Raw genomic sequence first — 25,511 nt, 5'->3', positions numbered from 1 at the left:
ATAGGGTCGGCAGCGACATGAAGGCCGCGAAGCCGCGACTTTTCATCGATGTCCTGATTGCGGCGGTCTCGGTCACGGCCTGTCCACTTCCTTACGCGCAGCCAGCGAAATTCTCGGCAGCCATCTTCGCTTCATAAGGGGCGGCGGCCGCCGTGCCCGGCACGAGGCCGGCCTTGGCAGCAGCCCAGTCCTTCGGGCGCACCTTGACCATCCATCCCTCGCCATACGGGTCGGTGTTGGCGAGCTTGGGCGCAGCGCTCATTGCATCGTTGACCTCGACGATTTCCGCATTGAAGGCGACCTTTGCCGGGCCGACCCACTTGCCGGATTCGATCGTGGCGCAGGACTTGCCCGCATCGACCGACCGGCCGGCCTTCTTTGGTGTGAAGGCGACAAGCTGACCGGCCATGGCCGCTGCCACAGCGGTCATCCCGAGCGTCACGGTGCCGTCGGCGTTCTCGCGATACCAGATGTTGTTTTCGACGTCATAGAGGAGGTCGTCGGGAAGGTTGCAGCCGCGGACGATGGGCATCGTCTTCTCCTTGTCTCAGACAGTTTCGTTAGCCTGCATCGATGCATCGAGTTGACGTAGCGGCCGGGACGCGCAGCAGAAGTCGCCGAGCCCGGCCACCTCCAGCTTGCCTCCGATGAACAGCATAAGGTGCCGCGCGACCATGGCGCCCAGCCGCAGCCGCCGGGCGACCTCCGCGTGGCCTGGCTCGAGGCACACCAGATTATAGTGATAGACGAGCTCGCGGCATGTCTCGCGGCAAGCATTGAAGCTTGCATCGCCGCGCGCACCCTGCCGATGCAGCGCCAGCAAGCGGAAGGTTTCGACCTTGCGATCGGTCGCGATCTCGCCGTGCGCAGCGAGCCATGTTTCGAGAATCGTTTCGCCGAGCTGCAACAGCTCCTTGGCAAGTGGCGCGGCGGCCGCCGCGAGTGCAGCATCGGACGCGGCCAACATGCCATCGAGCCGCATCGCGACGTTGTCGAGGCTCGTGATACCGATATCCGCCATCAGCCGAGCCCCCGCGCACGCAACAGACCCGTCGAATCCGAGAAGTTCTCCTGCACGCCGACCTTGCGCGCCGACAGCCCGAGCGCCATGCCGAGGAGCTGGGTGAAGTACAGGATCTTGACGCTCGTCTTGCGGCCGAAGACCTTTTCGGCGCGCACCTGATGCATTTCGAGCCCGGTGTGGCAGGTCGGGCATTCGGTGGCGATCACGTCCGCGCCGCAGGCCTCGGCCGTCGTGAGCAGGTTGAGAACGAGCTTGGTCGAGGTGTCACTGTCGGACAGCGTGTGAGCGCCGCCACAGCATGCCGTCTTGAGGGGGTACTCGACATTTTCGGCCCCCGCCGCGGCCAGCAGGTCATCCATGAAATGGGGCTTGGAGGTCGATTCCGAGCCGGGCCCCTTGTCCTTCTCCGGAAAGATGTGACGCGGCCGCGTGTACATGCAGCCGTAGTAGTTTGCGACCTTCAGGCCCTTGAGCGAGTTCTTCACGCGCGCCTTGAGGCCCTGTTCGCCGACCGATTCCTTGATCCAGTCGAGCGCGTGAATGGTCGTGACCCTGCCGGCTTCGTAGGTCGCGTGGCCGGCCTTGCGCGACAGTCGGTCCGTCACCTCACGCGACGCGGGGTCCTTGGCGAGGTCGTATTCGGCCTTCTTGAGATTGTGATAGCAGCCATTGCACGGCGCCATCACGGTATCGAACCCCATCGCATCGGCGATCGAGAGGTTGCGGGCCGACAGGTAGGTCTGCAGCTTGGGATCGATGTTCTTGACCTCCATGGCGCCGCAGCAGTTCCAGTTCCTGAGCTCGACCAGATCGAGGCCGAGTGCCTTGCCGACCTCCTGGGTGGAGCGGTTGTAGGCGTGCCCGGTGCCTTCGAGCGCGCAGCCCGGATAGTAGGCGACCTGCTTGTGTTTGTCGCTCATCACTCAGCTCCCTGAACGTCCAGCCGAAGCGCCTTGCGGGCAGATGCTTCGCACTCATGGACATACTCGTCGATCGCGAGGCTGGCGCCCCGCCATCCGCGCGTGCGGGGACGGATCACGCTGGCAAGTCCCAACTTCACCAGGAGGCCGACCGGCAATCGGCTGGCGAGACTGCGTATCAGTTCGACGAGCCAGCCCTGCGACAGGGACTGCCCGGTCCGCGCGAAGAACCGGCGCAGCACGCGGCCTTCCTCGATCTTGCCGGTGGCGAAGACCTGCTCGGAGAAGACCTCATCGAACGCGGTGGACGGCTTCTTCTCCGTATAGCCCTTCAGCTCCAGCCAATGTGCCGTGGCCTTCATCACGCCTTCGGGACTGACGTCGCGAGGACAGGCATAGGTGCATTTGTTGCAGGAGACGCACTGCCAGATGATGTCCTTGTCACGCAGCAGCTCGCTTTCGAAGCCTATTCGGATCAGGTAGATCCAATAGCGCGGGTTGAAGTCGGGATTCACGGCGTTGATCGTGCAGGCATTGGTGCATGAGCCGCATTGCCAGCAGCGGTGGATGAACTCGCCTCCCGGGAGCGCCGCGATCTCCTCCTGCATCTGCTCGTTGTAGTCGGTAATGGCGCGTGAGGTGATGAACGTGCTCCAGTGCCCGGAGACATCGACGCCATCAATTTCCAGGTGCTCATGCGTGACGAGATTCTCTGGCCGGATCAGCGATTTTTCGTGAATCGGCATGGATGTTCCCTCATTCGCTCGGCAGGCGAGGCTGCCCGAGCACATGGGCCCTGCCATCGATCAGCTTCAGGCGGGTGCGCCCCGACTCGGTATCGACCGCATCGAGTCCCAGGAGACGGCGAGTATGCGCCATCGCGTCCGCCTTGAAGCCGCCGCAGAAGTCCGCGTGCAGGAACTGGCCGCCCTTGTCGTTGATATAGCTTGCATAGGTGTGGGCGCAGAGCAGATCGACGTAGAAGGCCAGATCGCGGAAGACACCGTTCGCCTGCAGGAAACCTTCGAGCTCCTCGCGTAGCATCGTGAAAGTGGCGAAGCCGTCGCCGACGGCGATCGTACCGGTCTCGGCAGCCTCGTCGTACCATATCTCGCGCAATACGCCGGTATTGACCCTGGCGTCCCACATCCAGCGCGTCATCAGCGGATAGTGGTCCGGCGCGGTGAAATGAAGGACCTCGGCGGCAAGATCGCGCGACCAGCGGTGCTCGCGATCGGCCGGAAAGCTCGTGACGAACGCGGCGACGCGCTGGTCGGTTGTGCCGAGGTCGGACCATCCGTGCAGCAGCGCCTCGAGCCTGCTGCGCAACGCCGCAAACCCGTTGCGGCCGAGCCACGCCCCCACACGCCGGCGCACCGGCGTGATGAACGTGGCAAGGTCGCAGAATTCGGCCTCCGTCAGCTCGCTGACCCGCCCCTTGCCCAACACCTCCTCGAACAGCGAGGCCTTGAGCGCGAGCGCTCCGACATAGCGCTCGACGCCACCGCTGTCGTCGGCGGATTCCACAAGGCTCTCGAACGCCCGCCGCAGCCTGGGGCCGGACAGATCGAGCACCGGCCGCGTCGGCTCGACCACCGCCTTGCCTCTATGGTTGGTGATCGGCCACATCACTCGGCCGCTTCCATCATGGCGCCGCGGACCAGGGCCAGCGCGGCCATCGCTGCCGATTGGCCCTGTGCGATGGAATCGTCGATGGTCTCGGGCCCGGTGGCCGCGCCGGCGACGAAGACGCCGGGCCGCGAGGTGGCCGATGTGTTGGAATAGACCGACGCCTTCTCGATATGGCCGTGCTTCTGCAGTTTGACGTCGAACACCGCCGACAACGTCATGTTGTCGACATTGGGATCCATGCCGATGGCGTGCACCACCATGTCGAACGGGATCGAGATCGGCCGTTTCACCAGCGTGTCCTCGCCCTTCACGATCAACCGCCTGCCGTCTGACGTCACTTCGGCGATCCGCGCCTTGATGTATTTGACGCGGTGCTTCTCCTGGCTTTCCCAGTAGTAGAGATCCTCGTAGAGGCCGAAGGTGCGGATATCCATGTAGTAGACATACACGTTGCACCGTGGCATCGCCTCGCGGATCTCCATGGCGATGTTGGCGGAGACCGTGCAGCAGATCTTCGAACACCACTCGCGACCGATCTGGCGGTCGCGCGAGCCGACGCATAGCAGGATCGCGACCCGTTCCGGCTCGCGCCCGTCGGACGGACAGCGCACGCCCCTGCCGGAGGAGAGCATCTGCTCGACCTGGGTCGTCGTAACCACATCAGGGTAGGTGCCGAAACCCCATTCCGGCTTATTGACGGAATCGAAATGCGTGAAGCCGGTGCACAGGATCGCCGCCCCCGCCTCCAGCACCGCGCCATCCGACAGCGTCACGCGGAAGTCGCCTGGGCTGCCCGAAAAGGCTTTCACCGTGACGCGCCTTCGGATCTCGACACGGCTGTCGGTTTCGACCCGGCGCACCATGCCACCGATGGCGTCCTTGGCCCATTCGCCGGACGGCACCAGCCTGGCGTAGCCTGACTGGATCGGCGCACCGCCGAGCTGCTCCGCCTTTTCGACGAGAACGACGCGCTGGCCGGCCGCGGCCAGCGCATGTGCGGCGGAAAGCCCCGACGGCCCGCCGCCAACGATGAGAACGGGACGGGTCATGATGCGGCTCCTGGCAGGGTCGCCGTCGGCTTGACATAGCCTGGGCCCGACGTAATCGCGCGTTTGGGGTCGTAAAGCGTCTCGATGCGGCCGGCCTTGACCTCACCGAGATAGGCCTCGAACTCGGCTTTGGCTTTCTGCCAGTCGATGCCGAGCTTCTCGAGCAGCCCCTCGAACGGCGAGGCGTGCCAGTGAAGCTGTGCGAGCTTGTAGGGATGCGCGCCGAGGGCGAGCGCCGCGAACTGGCAATCGGCCATGATCGGCAGCGCATAGACCTTGTCGACGGCCTTGCCGATCCACTGGTTCTTGTCGAGTGTGGTGATGCAACCCGTGTCGTGGCCGATCATGACGTCCGCCCTCGCCTCCTCGACCGCGACCCTGATCTTGCGATCGATGGCGAAGGAGCGCGTGAACTCACGTTCGCCGATGATATGACGAAAGCCGAAGCCGCAGCAGTCGTACCAGGTGGAGTAGTCGATCACCTGTGCACCCAGCGCCTGCATCAGGCCGGTCGATACCGCCACGCGGTTGCCGTCCATGACGGTGTCGTCATAGATCACGTCTTCCGGAACCATCTTGTAGACGTGACAGGCCGGATGAATGGTGGCACGAAGGCTGCTCACGTCGATGACCTGCCGCTCCCGGATGCGGTGGCGCATGACGTGCAGCCACTCGGAATAGTGCACGATCTCTTCGGGGATCAGCAGCTTGCCGTCGACCAGACGACCCAGCTTGCCGAGAATCTTCTTCACCTGCTCGCGCAGTTCAGCCGAATGCATCAAGAAGATGCGCATCTCCTTGTAATTGCCGAACGACGTGCCGCAGTGGATCAGCGGGAAGTAGGTTCCGACCGGCAGGCCCTGCGCCTTGGCCGACATGTATGCCTGGTGGAAGTTGCGCAGGAAGACGGCGGCCAGACTGACGACATTGCCGACCCCGGAGCCGTGATAATTCCAGGCGGTGCAAGAGGTCTGATCGGTCTCGTCGAGATAGCGCACGCCGAGCTGGTTCATCAGCCACATCACGCTCGACGGATAGCCGGGGATATTGCCGCACTGTCCGCAGGATTTGTGCTGCCAGAGGTTGGTGGTGGGAATGCGCTTGTCCCAGCCGTACAGTGTGCGCGCCACCACCGGCTCGTGGCGCTCGTCGATCCGATGAACGACGATTTCGCCGTCCTTCTCCAACTCCCACATCGCGTCGCGGATGTCGTGGACACGCTCCTTGTTGGTCAGCATGGAGCGACGGTCGATCCGGGTTTCCACCCAGGCCGTCGCCGTCTGCGCCTCGCTCGGCGTCAGGTTGGAAGGGCGCCACTCCGCGCCAAAGCCGGCGTAAGCCGACTGACTGTCACTGCGCTTTTCGTCCATCGCTTCCTCCGTCGTCCACCGCGGCGATTGATCTCGCCGTCTATTGTGGTCGTCTCAGCGGCCTATTCTTCCTGCTGCTCTTCAAGCCACTCGTTGTATTCCTCGCGCTTCTCATCCATCACGTCGCTGACGACGTCGAACAGATTCTCGTCGATCGTCTCGAGCTGATCGAGCACGCCGGTCGCCTCCCAAATGGTGTAGAGTTCGACGGACGTCTTCAGGTTGACCTCCCAGGCCGTGTCCATGGTGTGCATGGTTGGGACTGGAATGGCCTTGCGCAGGATATTGAGCGGAGCATCGACCTTGGCGACGTTCGGGCCCCAGTCGGGAAACGCATCGCGCGTGATCATGTTGGGCGCGAGCTGATTTCCCGTGGAAATGACCTTCAGAAGCACCCGCGAGAACGGTCGCAGCACATCTTTCGCCGACTGCATGCCATGCTTGATCGCGACCTCGCGCATGATCATGACGAGCCCGCCCGGTGAATTTTCGAACGGACAGCGGGCGGCACAGGTGTAGCACTGCGCGCAGGACCAGATCTTCTCCTGCATCGCGTCGTAGATGCCCTCGAGATTTTCGGTCCACAGCAGCTGGACGATCTCGCGGGGCGAATAATCGTAGTAGTGCGCCGAGGGACAGGTCGCGGTGCAGATGCCGCAATTGAGACAGCCGTGCAGCTCATGATCGTAGAGGACGTGCGAGCGAATGTCGTCGAACACCTCTTCCAGCTTCTCATAGGGAACGACCGGCGCCTCGGAGACCGGGTCGCCGATAGAGGTCAGCTCCATTGAAGCTCCGCTCGTCATCTGGCGGCTCTCCTCAGTAGGTCAGCACCTTGGCGTTATCGTTTTCCATCACCTCTTCGATGACCTTTGCACCCCCGACGATGCCCTCGCATTCAGGGATCAGATCCTGCTCGGTCATGTCGAAGAGATCGAGGTTCGGAGAGCAGCAATAGAACTTCACTCCAGCTCCGTGCGCGTCCTTGATGAAGTCATAGACGGTTTTCGGAGATCCGGGCTTGACCACGAGCTTCTCGGCCACGCCCTTTTTCATGAGTTGCCCCGCCGTCGCGGTACAGACGACATCGACCTCGTAGTCCATCGCCGCGGCAACAGTGGCCTGGAAGAACGGCGCGCCGAGCTCCTCGCCGTTGCGAGGATCGGTATTGACCATGATGATGATGAGCTTTTTCGCCATTCCTACGATGTCCTCCCCGATCGTCTGCTATTGAGCGTGCGTAGCGCACATCGACACAGGAGCGTGCACGACAAGTTATCTCGAGGCGCATCGCCTTGGGGTTGATGAAGATCAACAAGCCCAGGAACCGAAGTCCCAGGTAGACAACAAGCCGACATCGATTTCATCCAATCCGTCGGACGAACGCACAAAACATATTCCATTTTTTGAATGACATCTATAGGGTGAAGAAAATAATTCGTTGCTCGGGAGAACGGTCCTACGGGAGCGGCCGCATCAAATGCGTCGACTCGATCAAACCAATCATCAGCGGCCCGAGCGCCGCAGCAATCTCGCGCTGCACCACGCGCAGATCGGCGAGCGTTTCCGCCGTGCGATCAGGACATTCGTCGAATGCCATGATCAGATCCTCGATCATGGCCGATTTGATTCCGGGATGGCCGAGGAACCCGAAGCAGTTATCACGGAGCTGAAACACCGCCGGCTCCCCCGCAGAGTCGATCGCGAGAACACTTGCATCGGCCGGCAGCACCGGGCGATCGCGCATGTAGATCGCCACGGGAAAGGATCGCGGCAGATGACCGCCGAGCGCAGCGGGATCGACCCGTCGGGCCGTCTCCACGACGAAGCGGAGCGGAGCTTCCTGAGTGCCGCCGCCGCACGCGGTCGCAAGTATGCAGCTGCCGGCTCCGATGCCGATGACGGGCAAGCCGCGCGCCAGGAAATCCCGTACCAACCGCAACTCCGGCCCGAGGCTCGGAAGCAGGTTGCCGCTGACGACTCCGAGCGGTCCGGCGCCAAGAACAATGAGGCCGTCAAAGTCCCCTGCCGTCGCAGGTATCGATCCTCCGGCCGTAAACGGCCGGCAATAGCGAAAGCCGACGTTGCGTCCTTCGAATTGATCTTCCATCGAGCCGAGATAGTCCGCCTCGAAATGCTGCAGGACGCAGAGTGTCTTCATGGCGAACCGCGACAACTGAGTGAAGCATCAATGACGGCCGAAGCCGACGGCAGACCTGAAATATATATGTTTTTTCGCATATGAAAAGCGAGGAACGCAATGGCATGGTATGAGAAGCTGCAGGAGATCGAACCGCTCGAAGACCTGCGTTTTGACCGTGGGCTCGTCGATGCACTCGAGGCGGCAGCCCGCGAGCGCGCGCTCGGACCGATGCGGTTCTACACGCCGACGTTCCGCGCCTATGCCAGCGAGGAGCTCAGGGGCTGCGGCAAAGCGAGTTTTCCCGCCTTTTCCATCACCGGCGGCGCTTGCGCGCTGAATTGCGATCATTGTCAGGCGAAGATCCTCGAACCGATGATCGCGGCAACGACACCGGACGAGCTCGACCGCAAGGTGCGCGATCTCGTTCTGCTCAAGGATCTGGGCGGGTTCCTTCTTTCAGGAGGATCCAACCGGCGCAACGAGGTTCCGTACGATCGCTTCTATCCGACCATCGAAAGGCTCAAGCGCGACTTTCCCCATCTGCGCATCGCCGTCCACTCCGCGTTGCTCGACGAACGGCGCGCCAGATCCATGGAGGCCGCCGGGGTCGACGTCGCGATGCTCGACGTGATCGGCTCGCAGCAGACGATCCGCGACGTCTATCACCTCGACCGTCCCGTCGCGGATTTCGAGGCGACGCTCGCCGCGCTCTCGGGCACCAAGATGCAGGTCGTGCCACACATCGTCATCGGTCTGCACTACGGCCGGCTGCTCGGCGAGGAGACCGCGCTGGACATCGTTTCGCGCCATCCGGTCGCCGCGTTGATCCTGGTGGTGGTGACCCCGATCTATGCGCCGCCGGATCGGCCCTTCGCCACGATATCCACCGACGACGTGGCAAAGGTGCTGGTCGCCGCGCGGCAACGCATCAGTCACGCGCCGGTTCAACTTGGCTGTATCCGCCCCGCGGGCCGCCACAAGCTGATGACCGACGCATACGCCGTCATGGCGGGATTTGACGGCATCGCCTATCCCGCGGACGGCATCGTAGCTCTTGCCCGCGCCATCGGTCGCCCGGTCGAGCAGGAGCATGCCTGCTGCTCGATCGCGCTTGACGGCCTCGCCGGACGGCGGGCTTGCGCAGCCTGAGGTGCACGATGAACGCCGAGGCAACGGATATCGTCGTCGTCGGGCTTGGACCGGCTGGGAGTCGTGCGGCCGCAGTTGCCGCGAAGGCCGGCTACCGCGTCGTCGCCGTGGATCGCCGGCTCGAGGCGGGTCGCCCGGTCCAGTGTGCCGAGTTCGTGCCCGCCATGATCGAGCGGGACGTTCCGAACATCACGGCCGTCGCCCAACAGAAGATCACGCGCATGCTGACCTTCACCGAGGCGACAGATTGCGAGGAAACGCCGGATTTCCGCGGCTGGATGATCGATCGCGCCGCCTTCGATCGAATGCTCGCTGATGAGGCGGCGAATGCGGGAGCCGCGTGCCGATACGGCACCTCCGTGGTTGCCATCGACATCGACGGCACAATTCATACGTCCGATGGTCTTGCCATGAAGCCGCGCGTCCTGATCGGCTGCGACGGCCCTCGCTCGCGGGTCGGCGCGGCGATCGGCGAGACCAATCGCGCGCTCGTCGATACGAGGCAACTGACCGCGCCGCTGATCGTGCCGCACGATGCCACGGATATCTTCCTGAGCGCCGACTATCGCGGCGGCTATGGCTGGCTGTTTCCCAAGGGCGCCGTGGCCAATATCGGCGTTGGCGTCATGATGGAGGACCGGCGTCGGCTGAAACCGATGCTCGCCGCGCTCTTTGGCGCGCTGTCGGCATCGCGCCGCATCGGAACGCGCCCGTTCGCGTTGACGGGCGGGGCGATACCCGTGGGCGGCAGGGTGGGTTCGACAGGTCGGCTTGGCGCAACCCAGGTGTTGCTGGCCGGCGATGCGGCGGGCCTGACCAACCCCGTGACCGGCGCCGGCATCGCCTCCGCCGTGCAATCGGGCGCACTCGCCGGGCAAGCCGCGGCAGACATGCTGTCCGGCCGCAGCGGCGCCCTCAATGATTATGACGAAGAGCTCAGCGACATTTTCGATGCGGCCTTGAGCCGGGCATCACGGCGACGACGGCAAGTTCTGGCGCAATACGGCGACGGCCGTCGCCCCGACGCGGCTGCGCTCGCCGAGGGGTGGATCAGTTCGCCGAACTATTGGGCGTGAAAATGCAGGATCAGGAGAGGAAGTCATGAGCTGTCTCGAAGGACCGACGCATCCGGTGCCGGATTTCCTCACCGGGGAGACGCGCGCCTTCAACGCGGCCGAAGCCATGCGGCCGCGCGCGCCCGGCGACGTGCCGGCGGAAGCACGCAACGGCGGGCGCGTGAAAGCGCAGGACGCGCGGCCGGAAGGCGTCTACCTGCCGAACGACAACGTTCTGACGCCGAACATGCGATCACCCGACTACGTGCAAATGTCGACGGCAGCAGCGATCACCCTCGGCATCATGAACGGCTACATGCATCGCACCAGTTGCACCCGTTGCCTGAACCTGCTGCTGACCTACCCGGAGGGCTGCCGCGCCAACTGCGCATACTGCGGGCTTGCGCGCCATCGCGAAGCGGAGCGCAACTATGCCGACCGCAACTTTATTCGTGTCGACTGGCCTGCGGTGCCTTACGACCAGGTGATCGACATCGTCGCATCGGGCGGCGACGGCGGGCGCTTCCATCGCATGTGCATCAGCATGATCACGCATCCGCGGTCGGACCAGGACACCCGCATCGTCCTGCGGAAATGGGTTGAACGCATCAGGCACGTGCCCGTGTCCATCCTGTCCAACCCGACGACGATGACCCGACTGGATGTGCAGGAGCTGAAGGATCTCGGCGCCGAGATATTTACGGTCGCGCTCGATGCCGCCAACCCGGCCATCTTTGACCGCACCCGCGGCCACGGCGTTCAATCGCCGCACAGCTGGGACAAATATTGGGAGATCCTGCTGGCCGCCGCCGAGATATTTGGCCCGGAACGCTTCGGCGCCCATCTCATCGTTGGGATGGGCGAGAGCGACCACGACGTTCTCTCGCAGGTGCAGAGAATTCGCGATCTCGGCGGCCACAGCCACCTGTTCGCGTTCTTTCCCGAACAAGGCTCGTTGATGGATCACCTCCCGCCGGCGCCGCGCCCGCAATGGCGACGCATACAGCTCGCCCGCTATCTCATCGACTATCGAAGCCATTCCCTGCAGCGCATGCGTTTCGACGAGCGCGGTCAACTCGTCGATTTTGGTCTGCCGCAGGACGAAGTCGACGCGATCATCGACGCGGGCGTGGCCTTCCGCACGTCCGGCTGCCCGGGCAAGGAGGCCGCTGACGTGTCCGCCTGCGACCGTCCCTATGGCGACTCGCCGCCGCGCGACATTGCCTCCTACCCGTTCAAGCCCGATCGTCGCGACATTCGCCACGTGCGCAGCCAACTCCGGCGCGGACTACCCAAATAACCGGGAGGAAGATGCGATGGCCAGCAGCGCCAAGTCATTTCGGGTCATCGACACCGGGATTCGGGGCGGACGCGCCAATATCGCCTTCGACCAGGCGCTCATCGACGCTCACAAGGCACGGCGGATTCCCGATACCATCCGCTTCCTGCGGTTTCGTCCGTCGGCGCTCGTCGGAATCCATCAGATCCTGAGCCATGAGGTCCGGCTCGACTATTGCCGGAGCAAGGGAATCGAGATCGGCCGGCGGATCACGGGAGGCGGCGGCCTCTATCTCGACGAGGGTCAGATCGGATGGGAGCTCGTGTTCGGCCGCTCCAGCCTCGGCGCCATGGATCTCACCGAAACGACACGCCGGATCTGCGAAAGCGTCGCACTCGGGCTCAACAAGCTCGGCGTCCCCGCGCGCTACCGCCCGCGCAACGACATCGATGTCGACGGCCGCAAGATCAGCGGCACCGGTGGCTTCTTCGACGGCGATACGCTGTTCTATCAGGGAACTCTGCTGATCGACTTCGACCCCGAGCAGATGATCGCCGCGCTCAAAGTGCCGGTGGAAAAGCTCGCCAAGCGCGACCTCGCTTCGGCTCGCCAGCGCGTCGTCAGCATGCGCGAGATCCTCGGCGACCACCTTCCTGATCTCGCCACCATCCAGCAAGCCCTGCTTGACGGCTTGGCCGAAGGCCTCGGCATTGTTCCGCAATGGGGCGAGGTGTCGATGCACGAAGAAGAACTTGCCGCGCAGTTGTATCGCGACGAGATCGGCCGCGACGACTTCGTCGAGATGGTCGACGCCCCCGAGGTGGACGGCTCGCTGGTCAGTGCCACTCTGACGCGGCGTGGCGGCAGCCTGCGCGCCGATATCCGCCTCGAGGGGCCGGACCGCGGACGGATTCGCGAAGCTCTGATCACCGGCGATTTCTTCGTCACGCCGCCACGCGTCATCTTTGATCTCGAGGCGGCGCTGCGCGGCGCCGAACTGGCCGATGCCGGATCGATCGTCGAGAACTTCTTCTCGCGCACGTCGGCCGACTTCGTCAATCTCGGCCCGCCGGACATTCGCGATGTGGTCGTCGCGGCAGCGCGGCAGCTCAGCTTCGTTGCGGCCGGCCGGAGACTTCGCGGCCATTGGCTCGCGGCGACGCGACCGGAACGTCCGCCGCTCGTCCTGCTGCATGACGCCTTGGGCTGCGCCCGACTGTGGCGCGATTTCCCCGAGCGGCTTGCGGCTGCGACCGGCTCCTCCGTCCTGGTGTTCGACCGCTGGGGCTCCGGTGACTCGGAGCCGCTCGAGCTGCCCCATTCGCGGCAATATCTGCTCGCCGAGGCTTTGGATGCCCTGCCCGAAGTGCTACGGACGACCGGCGCGCGGCGCCCGATCCTGGTCGGACACTCCGACGGTGCTGCGATCGCGTTGACGTTTGCCGGCGCGTTTCCCGATGAGGTCAGCGGGGTCGTCGCGATCGCCCCTCACCTCTTCCGCGAACAGCGGACCGTTGACGGCATCGCCGCCCAGATCAGGGACTTCGAGCACGGTGACCTGAGGGCGCGGCTCGCACGGTATCATGGCAGCAGAACCGACCATCTTTTTGGCCGGCTGGTCGACGCCTGGACCGGAGAAGAAGCGCGCGACTGGGGTATCAAGCCCTACGTTGGACGGGTTCGCGCCCCGGTGCTCGCTGTTCAGGGCAGCGAAGACGAGTTCTTCACGCATGCGCAGCTTGAGACACTCCGCGCCCTCGTGCCGGCCCGGATCGAGACCTGCGTGCTGAAAGGCTGTGGGCACGCGCCCCACCAGCAGGCGACCTCGGCGGTGATAGCCGCAGCGGCCGGGTTCATCGATCGAGTGACCGCTGAAAACACGGTCGCGGCCGTCCCCGGCTCCGCCTGACGGAAGAGCTCCGGCAGGCGGCGAGCACCATCAGCACCACCTAGCAGAAGGCGCGATAAAGGGCGGACATGACCTCGATCACTTCCGGCCGCGCAACCGAATAATACACGTTTCTGCCGTCCCGGCGTACCTTGACGAGATCGTCCGCGCGCAGCCGGGCAAGTTGCTGCGATATCGTCGGCTGGCGGAGTTGCAGCGAGTCCTCGATGCTGCTGACGGATTTCTCTCCGTCCAGCAGCAGGCAGAGAATGGCAAGCCGCGCTTCGTGCGACAACGCCTTGAGGAATTCGCTTGCCTTGTGAGCCTTCTCGAGCAACGCGTCAGGCTCGAGCGAAGACCTGCTGCGTGCACGCTTGGTTGCCATGTTCGTCCGCATATTCCTCAATCGCCCGATTCGGTCGGTTACATCCAGGCGGCCACTGCGTCGTGTCGATGGCCGCCCCGTGTTGCTATCACTTTGGCGAGGCGATAACAAACAGGCGGTCGCGCCTGTCCCGGCGCGGTTCGTGCGAGACGGTATCGAGACGCCGGAGCGAGCGTGTCCTGCTCACGCGCCCGCCATGTCTGACGAGCTGATGGAGAACTACAATCCGGCTTTCAGTTCGCCTAGCTTGCGATCAAGGGTTCGCAAGCTGATACCGAGGGAGTTCTCAAGCTCCCTGCGTCTGCCAACAAACACGCTTGTCATCTTCAAAGTGGGATTGCCGATGGTCACGAACGTACCGCCAGACGCCGACGCCGGCCGCTGGAACCGACGGTTCGAAAGCGATGATTTCGTTTTCGGAACCGACCCCAATCAATGGCTGCGCCGCCATGCCGGCGCGTTCCCGCACCGCGGTCGTATTCTCTGCGTCGCCGACGGAGAAGGCCGTAACAGCGTCTGGCTCGCCCGGCAGGGATTCCAGGTCGACGCCTTCGACATCTCGGAAGTGGGTCTGGCGAAAGCGAGCAAGCTTGCCGCATCAGCCGGAGTGAGCGTGAATTACCAGCTTGCCGATTGACGGCTTCGCGTGGCCAAGTGCGGCGTATGACGGCATCGCGGCGATTTTCGTGCAGTTCGCCGCCCCGGATTTGAGGAAGCGGCTGTTCGCGCGCATGATCGCAAGCCTGAAGCCGGGCGGGATCCTGATCCTGCAGGGCTATACGCCCAAGCAGTTGGAATACAAGACGGGCGGCCCTTCCGCCGTCTCGCACCTCTATACGGAAGCCATGCTCCGAGAGGCGTTCCATGAGCTGGAGATCATCGAACTGCGCGAATACGAGACCGAGCTCAGCGAAGGCAGCGGCCATCATGGCCGCTCTGCGCTGATCGGAATGGTCGCGCACCGGCCTTCCTGATCGCGCTCTCCTGGTCCACGGAATCGATCGCACTCCCTTTTCTAGGCAAGGCTAGTCGCAATGGACCTCCAAATGACGAAATCCATCATGCCTGGCCGTAGAGGACGAGAATGCCAAGACGCTGAGCTGATCCTCGGAGAGCAAAATGGCCTATTCCATAGTCGAAGTCAGTCTCGTGACAGACTGAGATTTGCCGGCTATCGGCTTCGCTGCGACGCTGGAGCTGATGGTTTTTGCGAAAGCGTGCACTCAGCCCTTGCGTGATCACGTGAGGACTTTCAGTCCCGTCAAGGCCAGCAGAGTCAGCAGACATACGGATCCGGAGAACAGCCATCGCGGCAAGATCGCGTGCGGCACGAAGCCGACGCCGCGGACGAAGCCTGCGCTCATGGCCCAGAATGCCAGACCGGCCGACAGGTGGTCGGCGCGCCCTGCGGCGTTCGCCAGGAACGGCGGATAGAGCGTGCTCGCGAGCATGATCACCAGCGCGGCCACGAGGCACGGCAGATGGATGCGCGCCTGAGACGTGGCTACTGGCGCCATGTTCATTCCCCCGTCCGGTTGCCGGCCTTGCGCACCTCCTCGGTCTCGCCCCACATCGCGTTCATGATGGCAAGCAAGACGGCGAAGCCGACGCCGAGAATCCAGGCGAAATACCACATGACTAAGCTCTTCGAGTTGGCCGCTCCGGCGGCGTGGGGATCGGACCGCCGTCAGTATGCGGAATGTTCGTTGGCGTGGATCTGGGCTTCCGTGACCTTGCCGTGCATGACGCGATAGGCCCAGCCGGTGTAGACGATGATCAAGGGCATCAAGACCATCGTGGCCCAGAACATCAGCCCCAATGTGAGGTGGCTGGAGACGCTGTCCCACACCGTGAGGCTGGCATCCGGAACCGCGGAGGACGGCATGACGAAGGGAAACATGCTGGCCCCGGCCGTGCCGATGACGCCCGCAATGGCAAGTGATGACGACACGAAGGCTGCGAGGGTGCGATCTGCGGCGGCGAGTGCGCCCGCCAGCAGCGCGCCCGCGATACCGAGCAGCGGCAGCGCCCACAGCACGGGCCATCGGTCATAGTTGCCCCACCACGCGTCGGCGCTGCGGACCACGGTCTTGGCGAGCGGATCTGGAAGCGCGGCCGGATCGAGCACCGAGGTGATGGCGTAGCCCTGGAAGCCGCCGAAGCGCAGCCAGAGCCCGGCACCGATGAAGGCGATCACCATGATCGACGCGGCTCCGAGCGCACCACGGACGGCGCGGGCCTGGATGGCGCCTTCGGTGCGATGCGCCAGGTAGACGCCACCGTGCAGCGTGATCATGGCGCTCGAGACCACGCCCGCAAGCAGCGCGAACGGATTGAGGAGCTGCCAGAAACTGCCGCTATAGGTCGAGACCAGGTAGCGATCGAAGTGAAACGGAACGCCCTGGAGCAGATTGCCGAACGCGACGCCGAAGATCAAAGGCGGTACCGCCCCGCCGATGAACAGGCCCCAGTCCCAGGTCCGCCGCCAGGTGACGTTGTGGATCTTGCTGCGGTAGTCGAATCCAACGGGGCGAAAGAACAAGGCCCAGAGCACGGCGAGCATCGCCCAGTAGAATCCGCTGAACGCCGTTGCATACACCACGGGCCACGCGGCGAAGATCGCGCCGCCGGCGGTGATGAACCAGACCTGGTTTCCGTCCCAATGCGGGCCGACCGTATTGATGACGACGCGGCGCTCAGTGTCGGTGCGGCCGACGAATGGCAGCAAAGTGCCGACGCCCATGTCATGACCATCCATGATGGCGAAGCCGATCAGCAGCACCCCGACGAGCAGCCACCAGAGGACCTTCAATGTGGGATAATCGAGCATGACGGCGTCCTTCAGACGGGCTTGGGTTCGAATTGATAGCGGCCGGTGCCGAGGCTGCCCGGGCCGATCCGGGCGAACTTCACCATCAGATACATCTCGACCACCAGCAGCAGCGTGTAGAAGCCAACGAAGCCGGCGAGCGAGCCGTAGAGACTGGCGACTCTCAGCGTCGACACCGACAGATGGGTCGGCAGCACGCCGTAGATGGTCCAAGGCTGGCGGCCATATTCCGCGACGAACCAGCCGAGCTCGCTCGCGATCCAGGGCGCAGGCAGCAGCATCACGGCGGCACGCATGATCCATGGCCGCGCCGCACATTGCAGCCGCAGCGTGCTGAGAAAGGCCATCGCAAACAGGACAAGCATCGCAAAGCCGAGCCCGACCATCACGCGGAAGCTCCAGAACATCGGCGACACCGGCGGCACGGTATCGTCGACCGCACGATCGATCATCGCTGGCGTCGCCTGGGCCACGTCGGCGGTGTATCGCTTCAACAACAGGCCAAAGCCGAGATCGCCCTTGGTCTGCTCGAGCGTGGCCAGTGCAGCCTGGTCATGACGGTCCTTGCGCAGCGCTTCCAGCGCCTGGACCGCCGTGATGCCATCGACGATCCGCCGCCGGTTGTGTTCCTTGATCTCACGGATGCCGGGGATCGTCTTGCTGACGGAGCGTGTGCCGATCAGGCCCATCACCCAGGGAATCTCGATCTCCCAATCGTTCCGGCCCGCCTTCTCGTTGATGCCAGCCAGGAGCTTCAGCCCGGCCGGCGCCGGCTCGGTCTCCCACATCGCCTCCAGCGCGGCCATCTTGGTCTGCTGCGCCTCACCGACCGTGTAGCCGGACTCATCGCCCAGCACGATGACGCTCGCGACGCTGGCCAGCCCGAACGCGGCGGCGACCCGGAAGCTGCGCTTGGCAAATTCGATGTCGCGGCCCTTCAGGAGGTACCAGCTCGAGATCGACAGCACGAACATCGCGCCGGTGACGTAGCCCGCCGAGACGGTATGGACGAACTTGGCCTGCGCGTCGGGATTGAAGACGACGGCCCAGAAATCGACCATCTCCATGCGCATGGTCTGCCAGCTGAACGCGGCCCCCACGGGATTCTGCATCCAGCCATTGGCAATGAGAATCCACAGCGCGCTGAGATTGGTGCCGATCGCCATCAGCGAGGTCACCATCAGATGCTGGGTCTTTGGCAGGCGATCCCAGCCGAAGAAGAACAGGCCGATGAAGGTGCTTTCGAGGAAGAAGGCCATCAGGCCCTCGATCGCCAGCGGCGCTCCGAAGATATCGCCGACATAGTGCGAATAGTAGGCCCAGTTGGTGCCGAACTGGAATTCGAGCGTGATGCCGGTGGTGACGCCGAGCGCGAAGTTGATCCCGAACAGCTTGCCCCAGAAACGGGTCATGTCTTTCCAGACCACGGCGCCGGTCATCACGTACACGGCTTCCATGATCACGAGCAGCCACACCATGCCGAGCGTGAGCGGCACGAACAGGAAGTGATACATGGCGGTCGCGGCAAACTGCAGCCGCGACAGATCGACGAGTTGGTCGGGAATCATGGGAGAGCTCCTGGCAAGCCCAGCGGCTGCCGCGCGGAATTGACGCCGGCAAGATGAGCAGCAGTGGTCGGCGCATCGACGTCGATGCGGGCGTCGCGAACAAACGCCCACCACAGCGCCAGGAGCAGCACGAGTTTGGCGACGATCGCGACGCCCAGATGTCGGAAGAGGCGCCTGTCATTCATGGCCATTGCTTAACAAGACCCGTGCCAGCGGGCGGCGTGATGAATTATTGTGTTACTTCAATCTGTTGCCGAAACGGCCGTCATCGCGTCCCGTGCCATGATGCCAATTCTGGCATTATTTGGCAGTCCGTGGCACAGTGCAGCGGAGGAACGACACGGAGCGGCGGAGCAGGATGACGTCGAAAGCGCGAGTGCCGGGCCGGCTGCCAGAGGCCACGCGCCGGAAGCCCGAACTTGCATCTTATCTCGAAGCCCTTCCGGAGCCGCATATTCTCGTCGACGAGCAGTACCGGATCATCGCTTCAAACGCGGCCTATCGCGCCCACTTCAGCCCCAACGAATCGGTCGTCGGCCGCACCTGTTATGAAGTGTCACACCATTTCACCGTGCCTTGCGATCAGGCCGGAGAAAGCTGTCCGCGTGCGCGCCTGCAGAAAACCGGTCAGCGCGAGCGCGTGCTGCATCTGCATCACACGCCGATTGGCGAAGCCTACGTGAACATCGAGTTGACGCCCGTCCGCGACACGTTGGGACACGACGCCTGGTTTGTCGAGAAGATGGAGCCACTTCGGATTGCCAAGGGAGGGCCGGCGGCGCGAGGGTTGATCGGGCGTTCTGCGCCGTTTCGACAGATGCTCGAACTGGTCGCGAGGGTTGGTCCATCGAACGCGAGCGTTTTGCTGCTTGGCGAGTCCGGCGTCGGCAAGGAGCTCGTCGCTGCGGCCGTTCACGAAGCGAGCACGCGCGCCTCGCACCCGCTGGTCGTCGTCGATTGCGCCAGCATGCCGGAGACCTTGTTCGAGAGCGAATTGTTCGGTCACGAAAAGGGCGCCTATACCGGCGCGCATACGGCAAAGAGCGGGCTGGTCGAAGCCGCCAGCGGCGGCACTCTGTTTCTCGACGAGGTCGGCGACATCCCCCTTGCGATGCAGGTGAAGCTGCTCCGGCTGCTCGAAAGCGGCACCTATCGCCGGGTCGGCAGCACGGAGCTGCGTCGCGCCGACGTGCGACTGGTCTCGGCAACGCATCGGGACCTCGAGCGCATGGTGGCAGACGGGCGCTTTCGCAACGATCTCTACTACCGATTGTCGACCTTTCCGATCCTTCTGCCGGCATTGCGCGACCGCCCCGGCGATCTACCGCTTCTCGCCGCAGCGCTGCTTGCCCGCGTGGCACCGGAGCGAAAGCTCACCTTGTCCCCCCCCGGCACTCGAACGGCTCGAGGGCTACGCTTTTCCGGGCAATGTTCGCGAGTTGCGCAACGTGTTGGAGCGCGCGGCCCTGCTCTGCGATGACGATGTCATCTCAGCCGCAACGATCGAGCGTGCTCTGGCGTTGCGAGCGCCGGGCATCACGGGTCGCGACAATGCGCAGCGAACGGCAGCAAGGCTGCTGCATGCCGAGGATGAGAGCTCGCTGTCATTGAAGGAACGGGAAGCGCGAGCGCTTCGGACCGCCCTGTTGACGCATCGCGGCAATCGGGAAGCGCTTGCAAAATCCCTCGGCATCAGCCTGCGCACGCTTTACCGGAAGCTGAAGGAATTGGACGCTGGATAGGCGCTGTCGTCTACCAAGGAACTACGTCAAGTCCTCGCACACGAAAGAACAGGTCGTTGATGGGTGCGAGCACGCCGGCCGGCGGCCCGCTTCATCCTGATTGGGCTCTAAGCCCCCGGCGCGAGGAGACGATCCGCCGGTCGCAATGGGTGCCGACGACGACGCATCCATGGATGGACCTCCATGCGATGGCCGCAGAACAAAGAAGGGCGGACCGCCGGCCAAGATCGCCAATCGGCTGCGGCCGCATCTGGTTCGCTGGCGTAAGATCGACGGATGCCGATCTGCAGAGCCGCGCGCAGCGGCCTTTTCGATACCGGCAAGGAGATCCGCTTCGATCAACCGCATGCACGATCGCCAGCCGCTCGCCGGCAAGATCCGCTCGGCATGGGGCATTCTGGAAGACGCAGGGCTTGGCGATGACGTCGTGCGTCACTCCCTGCGCCACACGGCCGCGACGTCGCTGACGCAGCAAGGCACCGACCATTGGCAAGCGGCCGGTTGGCTCGGCACGACCGTCGAGCAGTTAGAGCAAACCTACGGCCCCCACCATCAGGATTTCCAGGGCGAGGCGGCTGAGGCGTTCGGAGGAAGGCGGCAAATGCTCACGAACAGCCGATATGCCGAATGGTGCAGGGCGGCGCCGCGTGATTTCATTGTACGTTTCGTTGCGCTTCTCGGGAGATAAAAGCTGAGCGCCTCAAAAAATGGTCGGAGCGGCAGGATTCGAACCTGCGACCCCTGCGTCCCGAACGCAGTGCTCTACCGGGCTGAGCCACGCTCCGACTTGGGAAGCCGGCTTATAGCGTCGGGTTTCCGTCTTCGCAAGGACACAAGGCAGGAAATCGCATCGAAATCGTCGATCGTCGGCGGAGGGGTTAACTGCTTGAGGCCGTGAGGCTTTGTCGGGCGGCCATGGCGCGGGCGCAATGCGACAGGCGAATTGTGCGCTTCATTCGAACGTCCCCGCCCGCTATAGCCGAGCGCGTAAGCCACCACCGTCTTGTACCATCGATGCCCACCGCACACACACCAGCGATCGAGACCAGGATCCTGCCCGCCGACGCGGCTGGAATCACACAGGCCGCGGCGACGTTCGCGCGCGGCGGACTGGTCGCGTTCCCGACCGAGACGGTCTATGGCCTCGGCGCCGACGCGGCCAACGCCGCAGCCATCGCCCGCCTCTACCAGGCCAAGGGCCGGCCTGCCTTCAATCCGTTGATCGTCCATGTCGCCGACATCGCGGCGGCACGGCGCATCGGCCGCTTCAATGCCACCGCCGAGCGTCTGGCCACCGCGTTCTGGCCGGGACCGCTGACCCTCGTGCTGCCGCAGAGCGACGGCTGCGCCGTGGCCGACCTCGCCACCGCCGGCCTCGATACGGTGGCAATCCGTGTGCCGGCGCATCCGATCGCGCAGGCGTTGCTCGCGGCGTTCGGCGGCGCCGTCGTGGCGCCCTCCGCCAACATCTCCGGCCACGTGTCGCCGACCACGGCGGCGCATGTCGCGGCCGATCTCACCGGGCGAATCGACCTCATCCTGGACGGTGGGCCGGTCGCGGTCGGCGTCGAATCGACCATCGTCGGCTGCTTCGATGCGCCGACGCTGCTGCGCCCGGGCGGAGTTCCAAGCGAGGCGATCGAGGCCGTGCTCGGCCGTGCGCTGGCGCGGCCCGCCGCAGACACCGAGACGTCCGAGCAACCACTGGCACCGGGCATGCTGGCCTCGCACTATGCTCCGCACGCTCACGTGCGCCTCGACGCCAGCGATGTCGCGCCTGGCGAGGCCCTGCTCGCCTTCGGCCCCGTCACCTTGCCCGGCGCCAGCGAAGCTGCCGCGATCCTCAACCTCTCCCCCGCCGGCGATCCGGCAGAGGCGGCGACGCATCTTTTCGGCTATCTTCGCAGCCTCGATGCCAAGGGCGCGCGCAGCATCGCCGTGATGCCGATCCCGAATGACGGCCTGGGCGAGGCCATCAACGACCGGCTGCGCCGCGCCGCCGCGCCGAGATAACATTGGAAGCGACCAACGATGAACATCAGCCAGCCTGCCGTGCCGCCGCTGCCACCCGACCTGATCGCGCAGTTCGCCGCCATCGTCGGCGAGCGCCAGGCGCTGACGGCGGAGACCGACGTCGCGCCTTACGTCACCGAGGAGCGCAACCTGTTCCACGGCCGCTCGCCGCTGGTGCTGCGCCCCGGCTCGACCGCCGAGGTCGCCGCGATCTGCAAGCTCGCCAGCCAGCATCGCATCGCGCTGGTGCCGCAGGGCGGCAACACCGGCCTCGTCGGCGGCCAGACGCCGCACAATGGCGAGGTGGTGGTGTCGCTCAGGCGCATGGACAAGATTCGTGACGTCGACACCGCCTCCAACACGATGATCGCCGAGGCCGGCGTCGTGCTGCAGGTGGCGCAGCAGAAGGCCGCCGAGGTCGACCGGCTGTTTCCGCTGTCGCTGGGCGCCGAGGGCAGCTGCACCATCGGCGGCAATCTCTCGACCAACGCCGGCGGCACCGCCGCGCTCGCCTATGGCGTCGCGCGCGAGATGGCGCTCGGGGTCGAGGTCGTGCTGGCCGACGGGCGGGTGCTGAATGCGCTGTCCAAGCTCAAGAAAGACAACACCGGCTACGACCTGCGCAATCTGTTCATCGGCGCCGAAGGCACGCTCGGCATCATCACCGCGGCGAGCCTGAAGCTGTTCCCGAAGCCGCGCGCGATCGAGACCGCGTTCGTCGGGCTGAAATCGCCGGAGGACGCGCTGAAGCTGCTGGCGATCGCCCAACGCGAGGCTGCGGGCAGCCTCACCAGCTTCGAGCTGATCGCCGCGATCGCGCTCGATTTCTCGATCCGCCACGCCGCCGGCAACCGCGCGCCGCTCGCGGGCGCCCATCCCTGGTTCGTACTGATGGAGCTGTCGTCGTCGCGCGACGATGCCCGCGCCACGCTCGAGACCATTCTGGAGCAAGGCCTCGAAGACGGCATCGTCGACGACGCCGCGATCGCCGACAGCCTCGCCCAGCGCATGGCGTTCTGGAAGCTGCGCGAGGACATCTCCGCGGCGCAGAAGCCGGAGGGCGGCTCGATCAAGCACGACATCTCGGTGCCGGTCGCGGCAGTCCCGGCCTTCATTGCGGAGGCCAACGCCGCCGTGGTGAAGCTGATGCCCGGCGCACGCCCGGTGCCGTTCGGCCATCTCGGCGACGGCAACATCCACTACAATGTCAGCCAGCCCGTCGGCGCCAATACCGCCGACTATCTCGCGCGCTGGCACGAGGTCAACGCGGTCGTGTTCGAGATCGTGCTGCGGATGGGCGGCTCGATCTCGGCCGAGCACGGCATCGGCGTGCTCAAGCGCGACGAACTGCCGGACGTCAAGGACCCGACCGCGATCGCGCTGATGCGCGCGATCAAGGCGCAGTTCGATCCGCTGGGGATCATGAATCCCGGCAAGGTGCTCTAGGCTTTCGACGCTCACATGGACAGTCCCCCCGCTCTCGCGATCTCCGACATCACCGATGCCGACGTGCCCGCCATCATCGCGCTGTGGCAGCGCTGCGGCCTGACGCGGCCGTGGAACGATCCGGCCGCCGACATCGCGCTCGCCCGCCGCGGTGACAGTTCCACGATCCTGGTCGGCCGCGTGGGCGACGCAATCGCGGCTTCGGCGATGGTCGGCCATGACGGCCACCGCGGCTGGGTCTACTACGTCAGCGTCGATCCCGATCATCGCGGCCGCGACCTTGGCCGCGCCATCATGGCCGCCGCCGAGGATTGGCTGCGCAGCCGAGGTGTGCCCAAGCTGATGCTGATGGTGCGCGGCGACAACACCAAGGTGCAGGCGTTCTACCAGGCACTCGACTATGCCGTGCAGGACAGCGTGGTGTTCTCGAAATGGCTCGACGGCCGCCCGCCGACGCCGGGAATGAAGTAGAGGCCCAGCATGAGCATCTCCGACCGCATCCGCGTCCACGAGACGCGCGTGCTCTCCGACCATTACGGCACGCTGACCTCGACCAGGTTCGAGTGGCGGCGCGACGACGGCACCTGGCAGATGCAGAGCCGCGACGTGTTCGACCGCGGCAACGCGGCGGCGATCCTGCCCTACAATCTCGCGCAGCGCAGCGTCATCCTGGTCAAGCAGTTCCGCTATCCCGCCTTCGTCAACGGCCATGACGATCTCCTGATCGAGGCCGCGGCCGGCCTGCTCGACGACGCCTCGCCGGAGGAGCGCATCCGGCTCGAGGCCGAGGAGGAGACCGGTTTCCGCCTGCACGACGTCAGGTTCGTGTTCGAGGCGTTCATGAGCCCCGGCGTCGTGACCGAGAAGATCCATTTCTTCGTCGCCGAATACGAGCCTCACATGCGCGTCAGCGCCGGCGGCGGCCTCGCGCATGAGGGCGAGGAGATCGAGGTGCTGGAACTGTCGATCGACGCGGCGCTCACGATGATCGCCGACGGCCGCATCCAGGATGCCAAGACCATCATGCTTCTGCAGCACGCGGCGTTGAGGATCTTTGGCTGAGCGCGGCCAACGCTCGGTCGCGGGTCTTGCTGCTCTGTCGTCCTTCGCGAAAGCGCGGGACCCAATATTCCACCGGCAGCCGTTTCAGCACGAGAGGCCACGGCATACTGGATCCCTAGGGGATGACGATCTTCTCTGTCGAGATATCCCGCCTCAGAACAAACTCCCCTGCCCGTCAGCGGCCACAGTTGAAACCTTGCGGGATGCAACCTTCTTCGCCGGCTTGCGCTGCGCGTCCTCGGCGGCGCGCATCTCCGCGGTCATCGGCAGCAGCAGTTGCTCGTCGTCGTTGGCCACCGTGTTGACGCGCGTCGACACCTCGTACCACGTGAACTCGCCCTCGCGAGGCGCGATCAGCAGCCTCATGGCCTCATCGGGATCGTCGGAACGGCAGTCGAGCCACAGCGAAAAATCATCCGGCCTGATCGTCACGGGAACACGATGATGCAGCGTGGCGAGATCGCGGCTCGCAGCCGCGGTGACGATCGCCACCGTGTCGACCTCCTCGCCGTTCGGCCCGCACCAGGTCTCGGCGAGGGCCGCGAAGCCGAGCGGCGCGTGGTCGCTGCGATGGATGAAGAACGGCCGCTTGCGGCCGTCGATCACCTGCCACTCGTAATACCCATCAGCGGGCACAAGGACGCGGCGCCGCCGAATCGCGTTCTTGAACGCGGGCTTCTCGCGTACGGACTCCGAACGCGCGTTGATCAGCAGCGTGAAACTACGGGGATCCTTGACCCAGGCCGGAATGAATCCCCAGCGCATGAGCCGGAAATGCCTGATGTCCTGATCCAGAAGAACTACGGGAATCGGCTGCGTCGGAGCGATATTGTGCCGCGGCGGAAAGTTCGGCTGTTCCTGGTAGCCGAAAATCTGCCTGAGAGCCGCGGGTGGTGAAGTGATCACGAAGCGTCCACACATAATCTCACTCAAATCGTCGTGTGTTCAGCACCTTT

At 64.5% G+C, this 25,511-nt stretch carries 30 protein-coding genes and 1 tRNA gene; 13 read left to right on the top strand and 18 right to left on the bottom strand.

Annotated features, from left to right (window positions below):
- Positions 1–91: 91 nt before the first annotated feature.
- The 10 genes from ACQR2C_RS22335 to ACQR2C_RS22290 all read right to left on the bottom strand — a co-directional run bounded on the left by ACQR2C_RS22335 (position 92) and on the right by ACQR2C_RS22290 (position 8,171).
- On the bottom strand, positions 92–532 hold the full coding sequence (locus ACQR2C_RS22335; protein ID WP_315715458.1) for a glycine cleavage system protein H: 441 nt from the start codon (positions 530–532) through the stop codon (positions 92–94).
- Positions 533–547: 15 nt separating this feature from the next.
- Complete coding sequence (locus ACQR2C_RS22330) at positions 548–1,021, bottom strand: hypothetical protein (RefSeq protein ID WP_434882128.1); 474 nt, start codon at positions 1,019–1,021, stop codon at positions 548–550.
- A complete protein-coding gene (locus ACQR2C_RS22325; RefSeq protein WP_434882127.1) occupies positions 1,021–1,944 on the bottom strand; it encodes a CoB--CoM heterodisulfide reductase iron-sulfur subunit B family protein in 924 nt (307 codons plus the stop codon). Before ACQR2C_RS22325 ends, ACQR2C_RS22330 begins: the two co-directional genes overlap by 1 nt.
- Positions 1,944–2,690 (bottom strand): 4Fe-4S dicluster domain-containing protein, encoded by a 747-nt coding sequence (locus ACQR2C_RS22320; RefSeq protein ID WP_434882126.1) that lies wholly within the window; start codon positions 2,688–2,690, stop codon positions 1,944–1,946. The genes ACQR2C_RS22325 and ACQR2C_RS22320 overlap by 1 nt, the downstream gene beginning before the upstream one ends.
- A 10-nt stretch (positions 2,691–2,700) precedes the next feature.
- Positions 2,701–3,576 (bottom strand): hypothetical protein, encoded by an 876-nt coding sequence (locus tag ACQR2C_RS22315; protein WP_434882125.1) that lies wholly within the window; start codon positions 3,574–3,576, stop codon positions 2,701–2,703.
- Positions 3,573–4,625, bottom strand: coding sequence for an FAD-dependent oxidoreductase (locus ACQR2C_RS22310; protein ID WP_315802234.1), 1,053 nt, complete (start codon positions 4,623–4,625; stop codon positions 3,573–3,575). Before ACQR2C_RS22310 ends, ACQR2C_RS22315 begins: the two co-directional genes overlap by 4 nt.
- Positions 4,622–5,995 (bottom strand): heterodisulfide reductase-related iron-sulfur binding cluster, encoded by a 1,374-nt coding sequence (locus ACQR2C_RS22305; RefSeq protein WP_434882124.1) that lies wholly within the window; start codon positions 5,993–5,995, stop codon positions 4,622–4,624. Before ACQR2C_RS22305 ends, ACQR2C_RS22310 begins: the two co-directional genes overlap by 4 nt.
- A gap of 62 nt (positions 5,996–6,057) precedes the next feature.
- Positions 6,058–6,783 carry a 4Fe-4S dicluster domain-containing protein gene (locus ACQR2C_RS22300; RefSeq protein WP_316171964.1) on the bottom strand — a complete coding sequence of 242 codons (726 nt, stop codon included), beginning with the start codon at positions 6,781–6,783 and terminating at the stop codon, positions 6,058–6,060.
- A 31-nt stretch (positions 6,784–6,814) separates the two neighbouring features.
- Positions 6,815–7,195 carry a DsrE/DsrF/DrsH-like family protein gene (locus ACQR2C_RS22295; protein WP_315802231.1) on the bottom strand — a complete coding sequence of 127 codons (381 nt, stop codon included), beginning with the start codon at positions 7,193–7,195 and terminating at the stop codon, positions 6,815–6,817.
- 259 nt (positions 7,196–7,454) lie between these two features.
- Positions 7,455–8,171 carry a type 1 glutamine amidotransferase gene (locus tag ACQR2C_RS22290; RefSeq protein ID WP_434882123.1) on the bottom strand — a complete coding sequence of 239 codons (717 nt, stop codon included), beginning with the start codon at positions 8,169–8,171 and terminating at the stop codon, positions 7,455–7,457.
- A gap of 84 nt (positions 8,172–8,255) precedes the next feature.
- Between ACQR2C_RS22290 and ACQR2C_RS22285 the strand changes: the two genes are divergently transcribed.
- The 4 genes from ACQR2C_RS22285 to ACQR2C_RS22270 are packed head-to-tail and all read left to right on the top strand — an operon-like array spanning position 8,256 to position 13,530.
- On the top strand, positions 8,256–9,287 hold the full coding sequence (locus tag ACQR2C_RS22285; protein WP_434882122.1) for a radical SAM protein: 1,032 nt from the start codon (positions 8,256–8,258) through the stop codon (positions 9,285–9,287).
- An 8-nt stretch (positions 9,288–9,295) separates the two neighbouring features.
- Positions 9,296–10,363, top strand: coding sequence for a geranylgeranyl reductase family protein (locus tag ACQR2C_RS22280; RefSeq protein WP_434882121.1), 1,068 nt, complete (start codon positions 9,296–9,298; stop codon positions 10,361–10,363).
- A 25-nt stretch (positions 10,364–10,388) separates the two neighbouring features.
- On the top strand, positions 10,389–11,642 hold the full coding sequence (locus ACQR2C_RS22275) for a radical SAM protein (RefSeq protein ID WP_434882120.1): 1,254 nt from the start codon (positions 10,389–10,391) through the stop codon (positions 11,640–11,642).
- A gap of 16 nt (positions 11,643–11,658) precedes the next feature.
- Positions 11,659–13,530, top strand: a complete 1,872-nt coding sequence (locus tag ACQR2C_RS22270; RefSeq protein WP_434882119.1) for an alpha/beta fold hydrolase — start codon at positions 11,659–11,661, stop codon at positions 13,528–13,530.
- Positions 13,531–13,570: 40 nt separating this feature from the next.
- Here the strand turns inward: ACQR2C_RS22270 and ACQR2C_RS22265 are convergent, their stop codons facing one another.
- On the bottom strand, positions 13,571–13,894 hold the full coding sequence (locus ACQR2C_RS22265) for an ArsR/SmtB family transcription factor (protein WP_316217268.1): 324 nt from the start codon (positions 13,892–13,894) through the stop codon (positions 13,571–13,573).
- Between the two features lie 196 nt (positions 13,895–14,090).
- Here ACQR2C_RS22265 and ACQR2C_RS22260 point away from each other — a divergent pair, with 196 nt between their 5' ends.
- Both ACQR2C_RS22260 and ACQR2C_RS22255 read left to right on the top strand, forming a co-directional pair.
- Entirely contained in the window at positions 14,091–14,531 is a 441-nt protein-coding gene (locus ACQR2C_RS22260; protein WP_434882118.1) for a class I SAM-dependent methyltransferase, read from the top strand.
- Entirely contained in the window at positions 14,521–14,868 is a 348-nt protein-coding gene (locus tag ACQR2C_RS22255) for a hypothetical protein (protein WP_434882117.1), read from the top strand. Before ACQR2C_RS22260 ends, ACQR2C_RS22255 begins: the two co-directional genes overlap by 11 nt.
- A 264-nt stretch (positions 14,869–15,132) precedes the next feature.
- Here ACQR2C_RS22255 and ACQR2C_RS22250 read toward each other — a convergent pair whose 3' ends face one another.
- Genes ACQR2C_RS22250 through cydP form a run of 5 tightly spaced genes read right to left on the bottom strand, consistent with a single transcriptional unit; the run spans position 15,133 to position 18,477 of the window.
- Entirely contained in the window at positions 15,133–15,417 is a 285-nt protein-coding gene (locus ACQR2C_RS22250; protein ID WP_315802224.1) for a cyd operon YbgE family protein, read from the bottom strand.
- Positions 15,414–15,530: a cytochrome bd-I oxidase subunit CydX gene (cydX, locus tag ACQR2C_RS22245; protein ID WP_316217271.1), complete on the bottom strand. Its 117-nt coding sequence runs from the start codon at positions 15,528–15,530 to the stop codon at positions 15,414–15,416. The genes ACQR2C_RS22250 and cydX overlap by 4 nt, the downstream gene beginning before the upstream one ends.
- Positions 15,531–15,581: 51 nt before the next feature.
- Positions 15,582–16,724 (bottom strand): cytochrome d ubiquinol oxidase subunit II, encoded by a 1,143-nt coding sequence (gene cydB, locus ACQR2C_RS22240; protein WP_434882116.1) that lies wholly within the window; start codon positions 16,722–16,724, stop codon positions 15,582–15,584.
- An 11-nt stretch (positions 16,725–16,735) separates the two neighbouring features.
- Entirely contained in the window at positions 16,736–18,292 is a 1,557-nt protein-coding gene (locus ACQR2C_RS22235) for a cytochrome ubiquinol oxidase subunit I (RefSeq protein ID WP_434882115.1), read from the bottom strand.
- Positions 18,289–18,477: a cytochrome oxidase putative small subunit CydP gene (cydP, locus tag ACQR2C_RS22230; RefSeq protein WP_315802220.1), complete on the bottom strand. Its 189-nt coding sequence runs from the start codon at positions 18,475–18,477 to the stop codon at positions 18,289–18,291. Before cydP ends, ACQR2C_RS22235 begins: the two co-directional genes overlap by 4 nt.
- Before the next feature lie 173 nt (positions 18,478–18,650).
- Between cydP and ACQR2C_RS22225 the strand changes: the two genes are divergently transcribed.
- The 3 genes from ACQR2C_RS22225 to ACQR2C_RS22215 all read left to right on the top strand — a co-directional run bounded on the left by ACQR2C_RS22225 (position 18,651) and on the right by ACQR2C_RS22215 (position 20,722).
- Complete coding sequence (locus ACQR2C_RS22225; RefSeq protein WP_434882114.1) at positions 18,651–19,772, top strand: sigma 54-interacting transcriptional regulator; 1,122 nt, start codon at positions 18,651–18,653, stop codon at positions 19,770–19,772.
- On the top strand, positions 19,741–20,034 hold the full coding sequence (locus tag ACQR2C_RS22220; protein ID WP_434882113.1) for a helix-turn-helix domain-containing protein: 294 nt from the start codon (positions 19,741–19,743) through the stop codon (positions 20,032–20,034). The genes ACQR2C_RS22225 and ACQR2C_RS22220 overlap by 32 nt, the downstream gene beginning before the upstream one ends.
- A gap of 145 nt (positions 20,035–20,179) precedes the next feature.
- Entirely contained in the window at positions 20,180–20,722 is a 543-nt protein-coding gene (locus ACQR2C_RS22215) for a hypothetical protein (RefSeq protein ID WP_434840362.1), read from the top strand.
- 20 nt (positions 20,723–20,742) lie between these two features.
- On the opposite strand, the gene ACQR2C_RS22210 is transcribed toward ACQR2C_RS22215, so the two are convergent.
- Positions 20,743–20,819 (bottom strand) — tRNA-Pro (locus ACQR2C_RS22210).
- Positions 20,820–21,048: 229 nt separating this feature from the next.
- Here ACQR2C_RS22210 and ACQR2C_RS22205 point away from each other — a divergent pair.
- The 4 genes from ACQR2C_RS22205 to ACQR2C_RS22190 are packed head-to-tail and all read left to right on the top strand — an operon-like array spanning position 21,049 to position 24,555.
- Positions 21,049–22,047, top strand: coding sequence for an L-threonylcarbamoyladenylate synthase (locus tag ACQR2C_RS22205; RefSeq protein WP_315802186.1), 999 nt, complete (start codon positions 21,049–21,051; stop codon positions 22,045–22,047).
- 18 nt (positions 22,048–22,065) lie between these two features.
- Complete coding sequence (locus ACQR2C_RS22200; RefSeq protein ID WP_434873980.1) at positions 22,066–23,493, top strand: FAD-binding oxidoreductase; 1,428 nt, start codon at positions 22,066–22,068, stop codon at positions 23,491–23,493.
- A 15-nt stretch (positions 23,494–23,508) separates the two neighbouring features.
- The gene (locus ACQR2C_RS22195) at positions 23,509–23,964 is read left to right on the top strand and encodes a GNAT family acetyltransferase (protein WP_434882112.1); all 456 of its coding nucleotides are present in this window, start codon (positions 23,509–23,511) and stop codon (positions 23,962–23,964) included.
- Between the two features lie 9 nt (positions 23,965–23,973).
- Positions 23,974–24,555 carry an NUDIX domain-containing protein gene (locus ACQR2C_RS22190; RefSeq protein WP_434873982.1) on the top strand — a complete coding sequence of 194 codons (582 nt, stop codon included), beginning with the start codon at positions 23,974–23,976 and terminating at the stop codon, positions 24,553–24,555.
- A 153-nt stretch (positions 24,556–24,708) separates the two neighbouring features.
- Here ACQR2C_RS22190 and ACQR2C_RS22185 read toward each other — a convergent pair whose 3' ends face one another.
- Positions 24,709–25,476, bottom strand: a complete 768-nt coding sequence (locus tag ACQR2C_RS22185) for an SOS response-associated peptidase (protein WP_434882111.1) — start codon at positions 25,474–25,476, stop codon at positions 24,709–24,711.
- Positions 25,477–25,511: the final 35 nt, after the last annotated feature.

The organism is Bradyrhizobium sp. HKCCYLRH3061 (assembly GCF_051168015.1).
Taxonomy (GTDB): Bacteria; Pseudomonadota; Alphaproteobacteria; order Rhizobiales; family Xanthobacteraceae; genus Bradyrhizobium.
The sequence above is the reverse complement of the archived record's forward strand: the minus strand, read 5'-3'. Positions and strand labels throughout refer to the sequence as shown.

What these genes read in the sequence shown, in the direction of transcription:
- ACQR2C_RS22200 (WP_434873980.1), top strand. Translation starts at nt 22,066, where the DNA reads ATGAACATCAGCCAGCCTGCCGTGCCGCCGCTGCCACCCGACCTGATC.
- ACQR2C_RS22335 (WP_315715458.1), bottom strand. Translation starts at nt 532, where the DNA reads ATGCCCATCGTCCGCGGCTGCAACCTTCCCGACGACCTCCTCTATGAC.
- ACQR2C_RS22300 (WP_316171964.1), bottom strand. Translation starts at nt 6,783, where the DNA reads ATGGAGCTGACCTCTATCGGCGACCCGGTCTCCGAGGCGCCGGTCGTT.
- ACQR2C_RS22205 (WP_315802186.1), top strand. Translation starts at nt 21,049, where the DNA reads ATGCCCACCGCACACACACCAGCGATCGAGACCAGGATCCTGCCCGCC.
- cydX (WP_316217271.1), bottom strand. Translation starts at nt 15,530, where the DNA reads ATGTGGTATTTCGCCTGGATTCTCGGCGTCGGCTTCGCCGTCTTGCTT.
- cydP (WP_315802220.1), bottom strand. Translation starts at nt 18,477, where the DNA reads ATGAATGACAGGCGCCTCTTCCGACATCTGGGCGTCGCGATCGTCGCC.
- ACQR2C_RS22330 (WP_434882128.1), bottom strand. Translation starts at nt 1,021, where the DNA reads ATGGCGGATATCGGTATCACGAGCCTCGACAACGTCGCGATGCGGCTC.
- ACQR2C_RS22250 (WP_315802224.1), bottom strand. Translation starts at nt 15,417, where the DNA reads ATGAACATGGCGCCAGTAGCCACGTCTCAGGCGCGCATCCATCTGCCG.
- ACQR2C_RS22235 (WP_434882115.1), bottom strand. Translation starts at nt 18,292, where the DNA reads ATGATTCCCGACCAACTCGTCGATCTGTCGCGGCTGCAGTTTGCCGCG.
- ACQR2C_RS22190 (WP_434873982.1), top strand. Translation starts at nt 23,974, where the DNA reads ATGAGCATCTCCGACCGCATCCGCGTCCACGAGACGCGCGTGCTCTCC.
- ACQR2C_RS22225 (WP_434882114.1), top strand. Translation starts at nt 18,651, where the DNA reads ATGACGTCGAAAGCGCGAGTGCCGGGCCGGCTGCCAGAGGCCACGCGC.
- ACQR2C_RS22320 (WP_434882126.1), bottom strand. Translation starts at nt 2,690, where the DNA reads ATGCCGATTCACGAAAAATCGCTGATCCGGCCAGAGAATCTCGTCACG.
- ACQR2C_RS22285 (WP_434882122.1), top strand. Translation starts at nt 8,256, where the DNA reads ATGGCATGGTATGAGAAGCTGCAGGAGATCGAACCGCTCGAAGACCTG.
- ACQR2C_RS22310 (WP_315802234.1), bottom strand. Translation starts at nt 4,625, where the DNA reads ATGACCCGTCCCGTTCTCATCGTTGGCGGCGGGCCGTCGGGGCTTTCC.
- cydB (WP_434882116.1), bottom strand. Translation starts at nt 16,724, where the DNA reads ATGCTCGATTATCCCACATTGAAGGTCCTCTGGTGGCTGCTCGTCGGG.
- ACQR2C_RS22280 (WP_434882121.1), top strand. Translation starts at nt 9,296, where the DNA reads ATGAACGCCGAGGCAACGGATATCGTCGTCGTCGGGCTTGGACCGGCT.
- ACQR2C_RS22270 (WP_434882119.1), top strand. Translation starts at nt 11,659, where the DNA reads ATGGCCAGCAGCGCCAAGTCATTTCGGGTCATCGACACCGGGATTCGG.
- ACQR2C_RS22295 (WP_315802231.1), bottom strand. Translation starts at nt 7,195, where the DNA reads ATGGCGAAAAAGCTCATCATCATCATGGTCAATACCGATCCTCGCAAC.
- ACQR2C_RS22195 (WP_434882112.1), top strand. Translation starts at nt 23,509, where the DNA reads ATGGACAGTCCCCCCGCTCTCGCGATCTCCGACATCACCGATGCCGAC.
- ACQR2C_RS22275 (WP_434882120.1), top strand. Translation starts at nt 10,389, where the DNA reads ATGAGCTGTCTCGAAGGACCGACGCATCCGGTGCCGGATTTCCTCACC.
- ACQR2C_RS22260 (WP_434882118.1), top strand. Translation starts at nt 14,091, where the DNA reads ATGTCTGACGAGCTGATGGAGAACTACAATCCGGCTTTCAGTTCGCCT.
- ACQR2C_RS22265 (WP_316217268.1), bottom strand. Translation starts at nt 13,894, where the DNA reads ATGGCAACCAAGCGTGCACGCAGCAGGTCTTCGCTCGAGCCTGACGCG.
- ACQR2C_RS22215 (WP_434840362.1), top strand. Translation starts at nt 20,180, where the DNA reads ATGGGTGCCGACGACGACGCATCCATGGATGGACCTCCATGCGATGGC.
- ACQR2C_RS22305 (WP_434882124.1), bottom strand. Translation starts at nt 5,995, where the DNA reads ATGGACGAAAAGCGCAGTGACAGTCAGTCGGCTTACGCCGGCTTTGGC.
- ACQR2C_RS22185 (WP_434882111.1), bottom strand. Translation starts at nt 25,476, where the DNA reads ATGTGTGGACGCTTCGTGATCACTTCACCACCCGCGGCTCTCAGGCAG.
- ACQR2C_RS22325 (WP_434882127.1), bottom strand. Translation starts at nt 1,944, where the DNA reads ATGAGCGACAAACACAAGCAGGTCGCCTACTATCCGGGCTGCGCGCTC.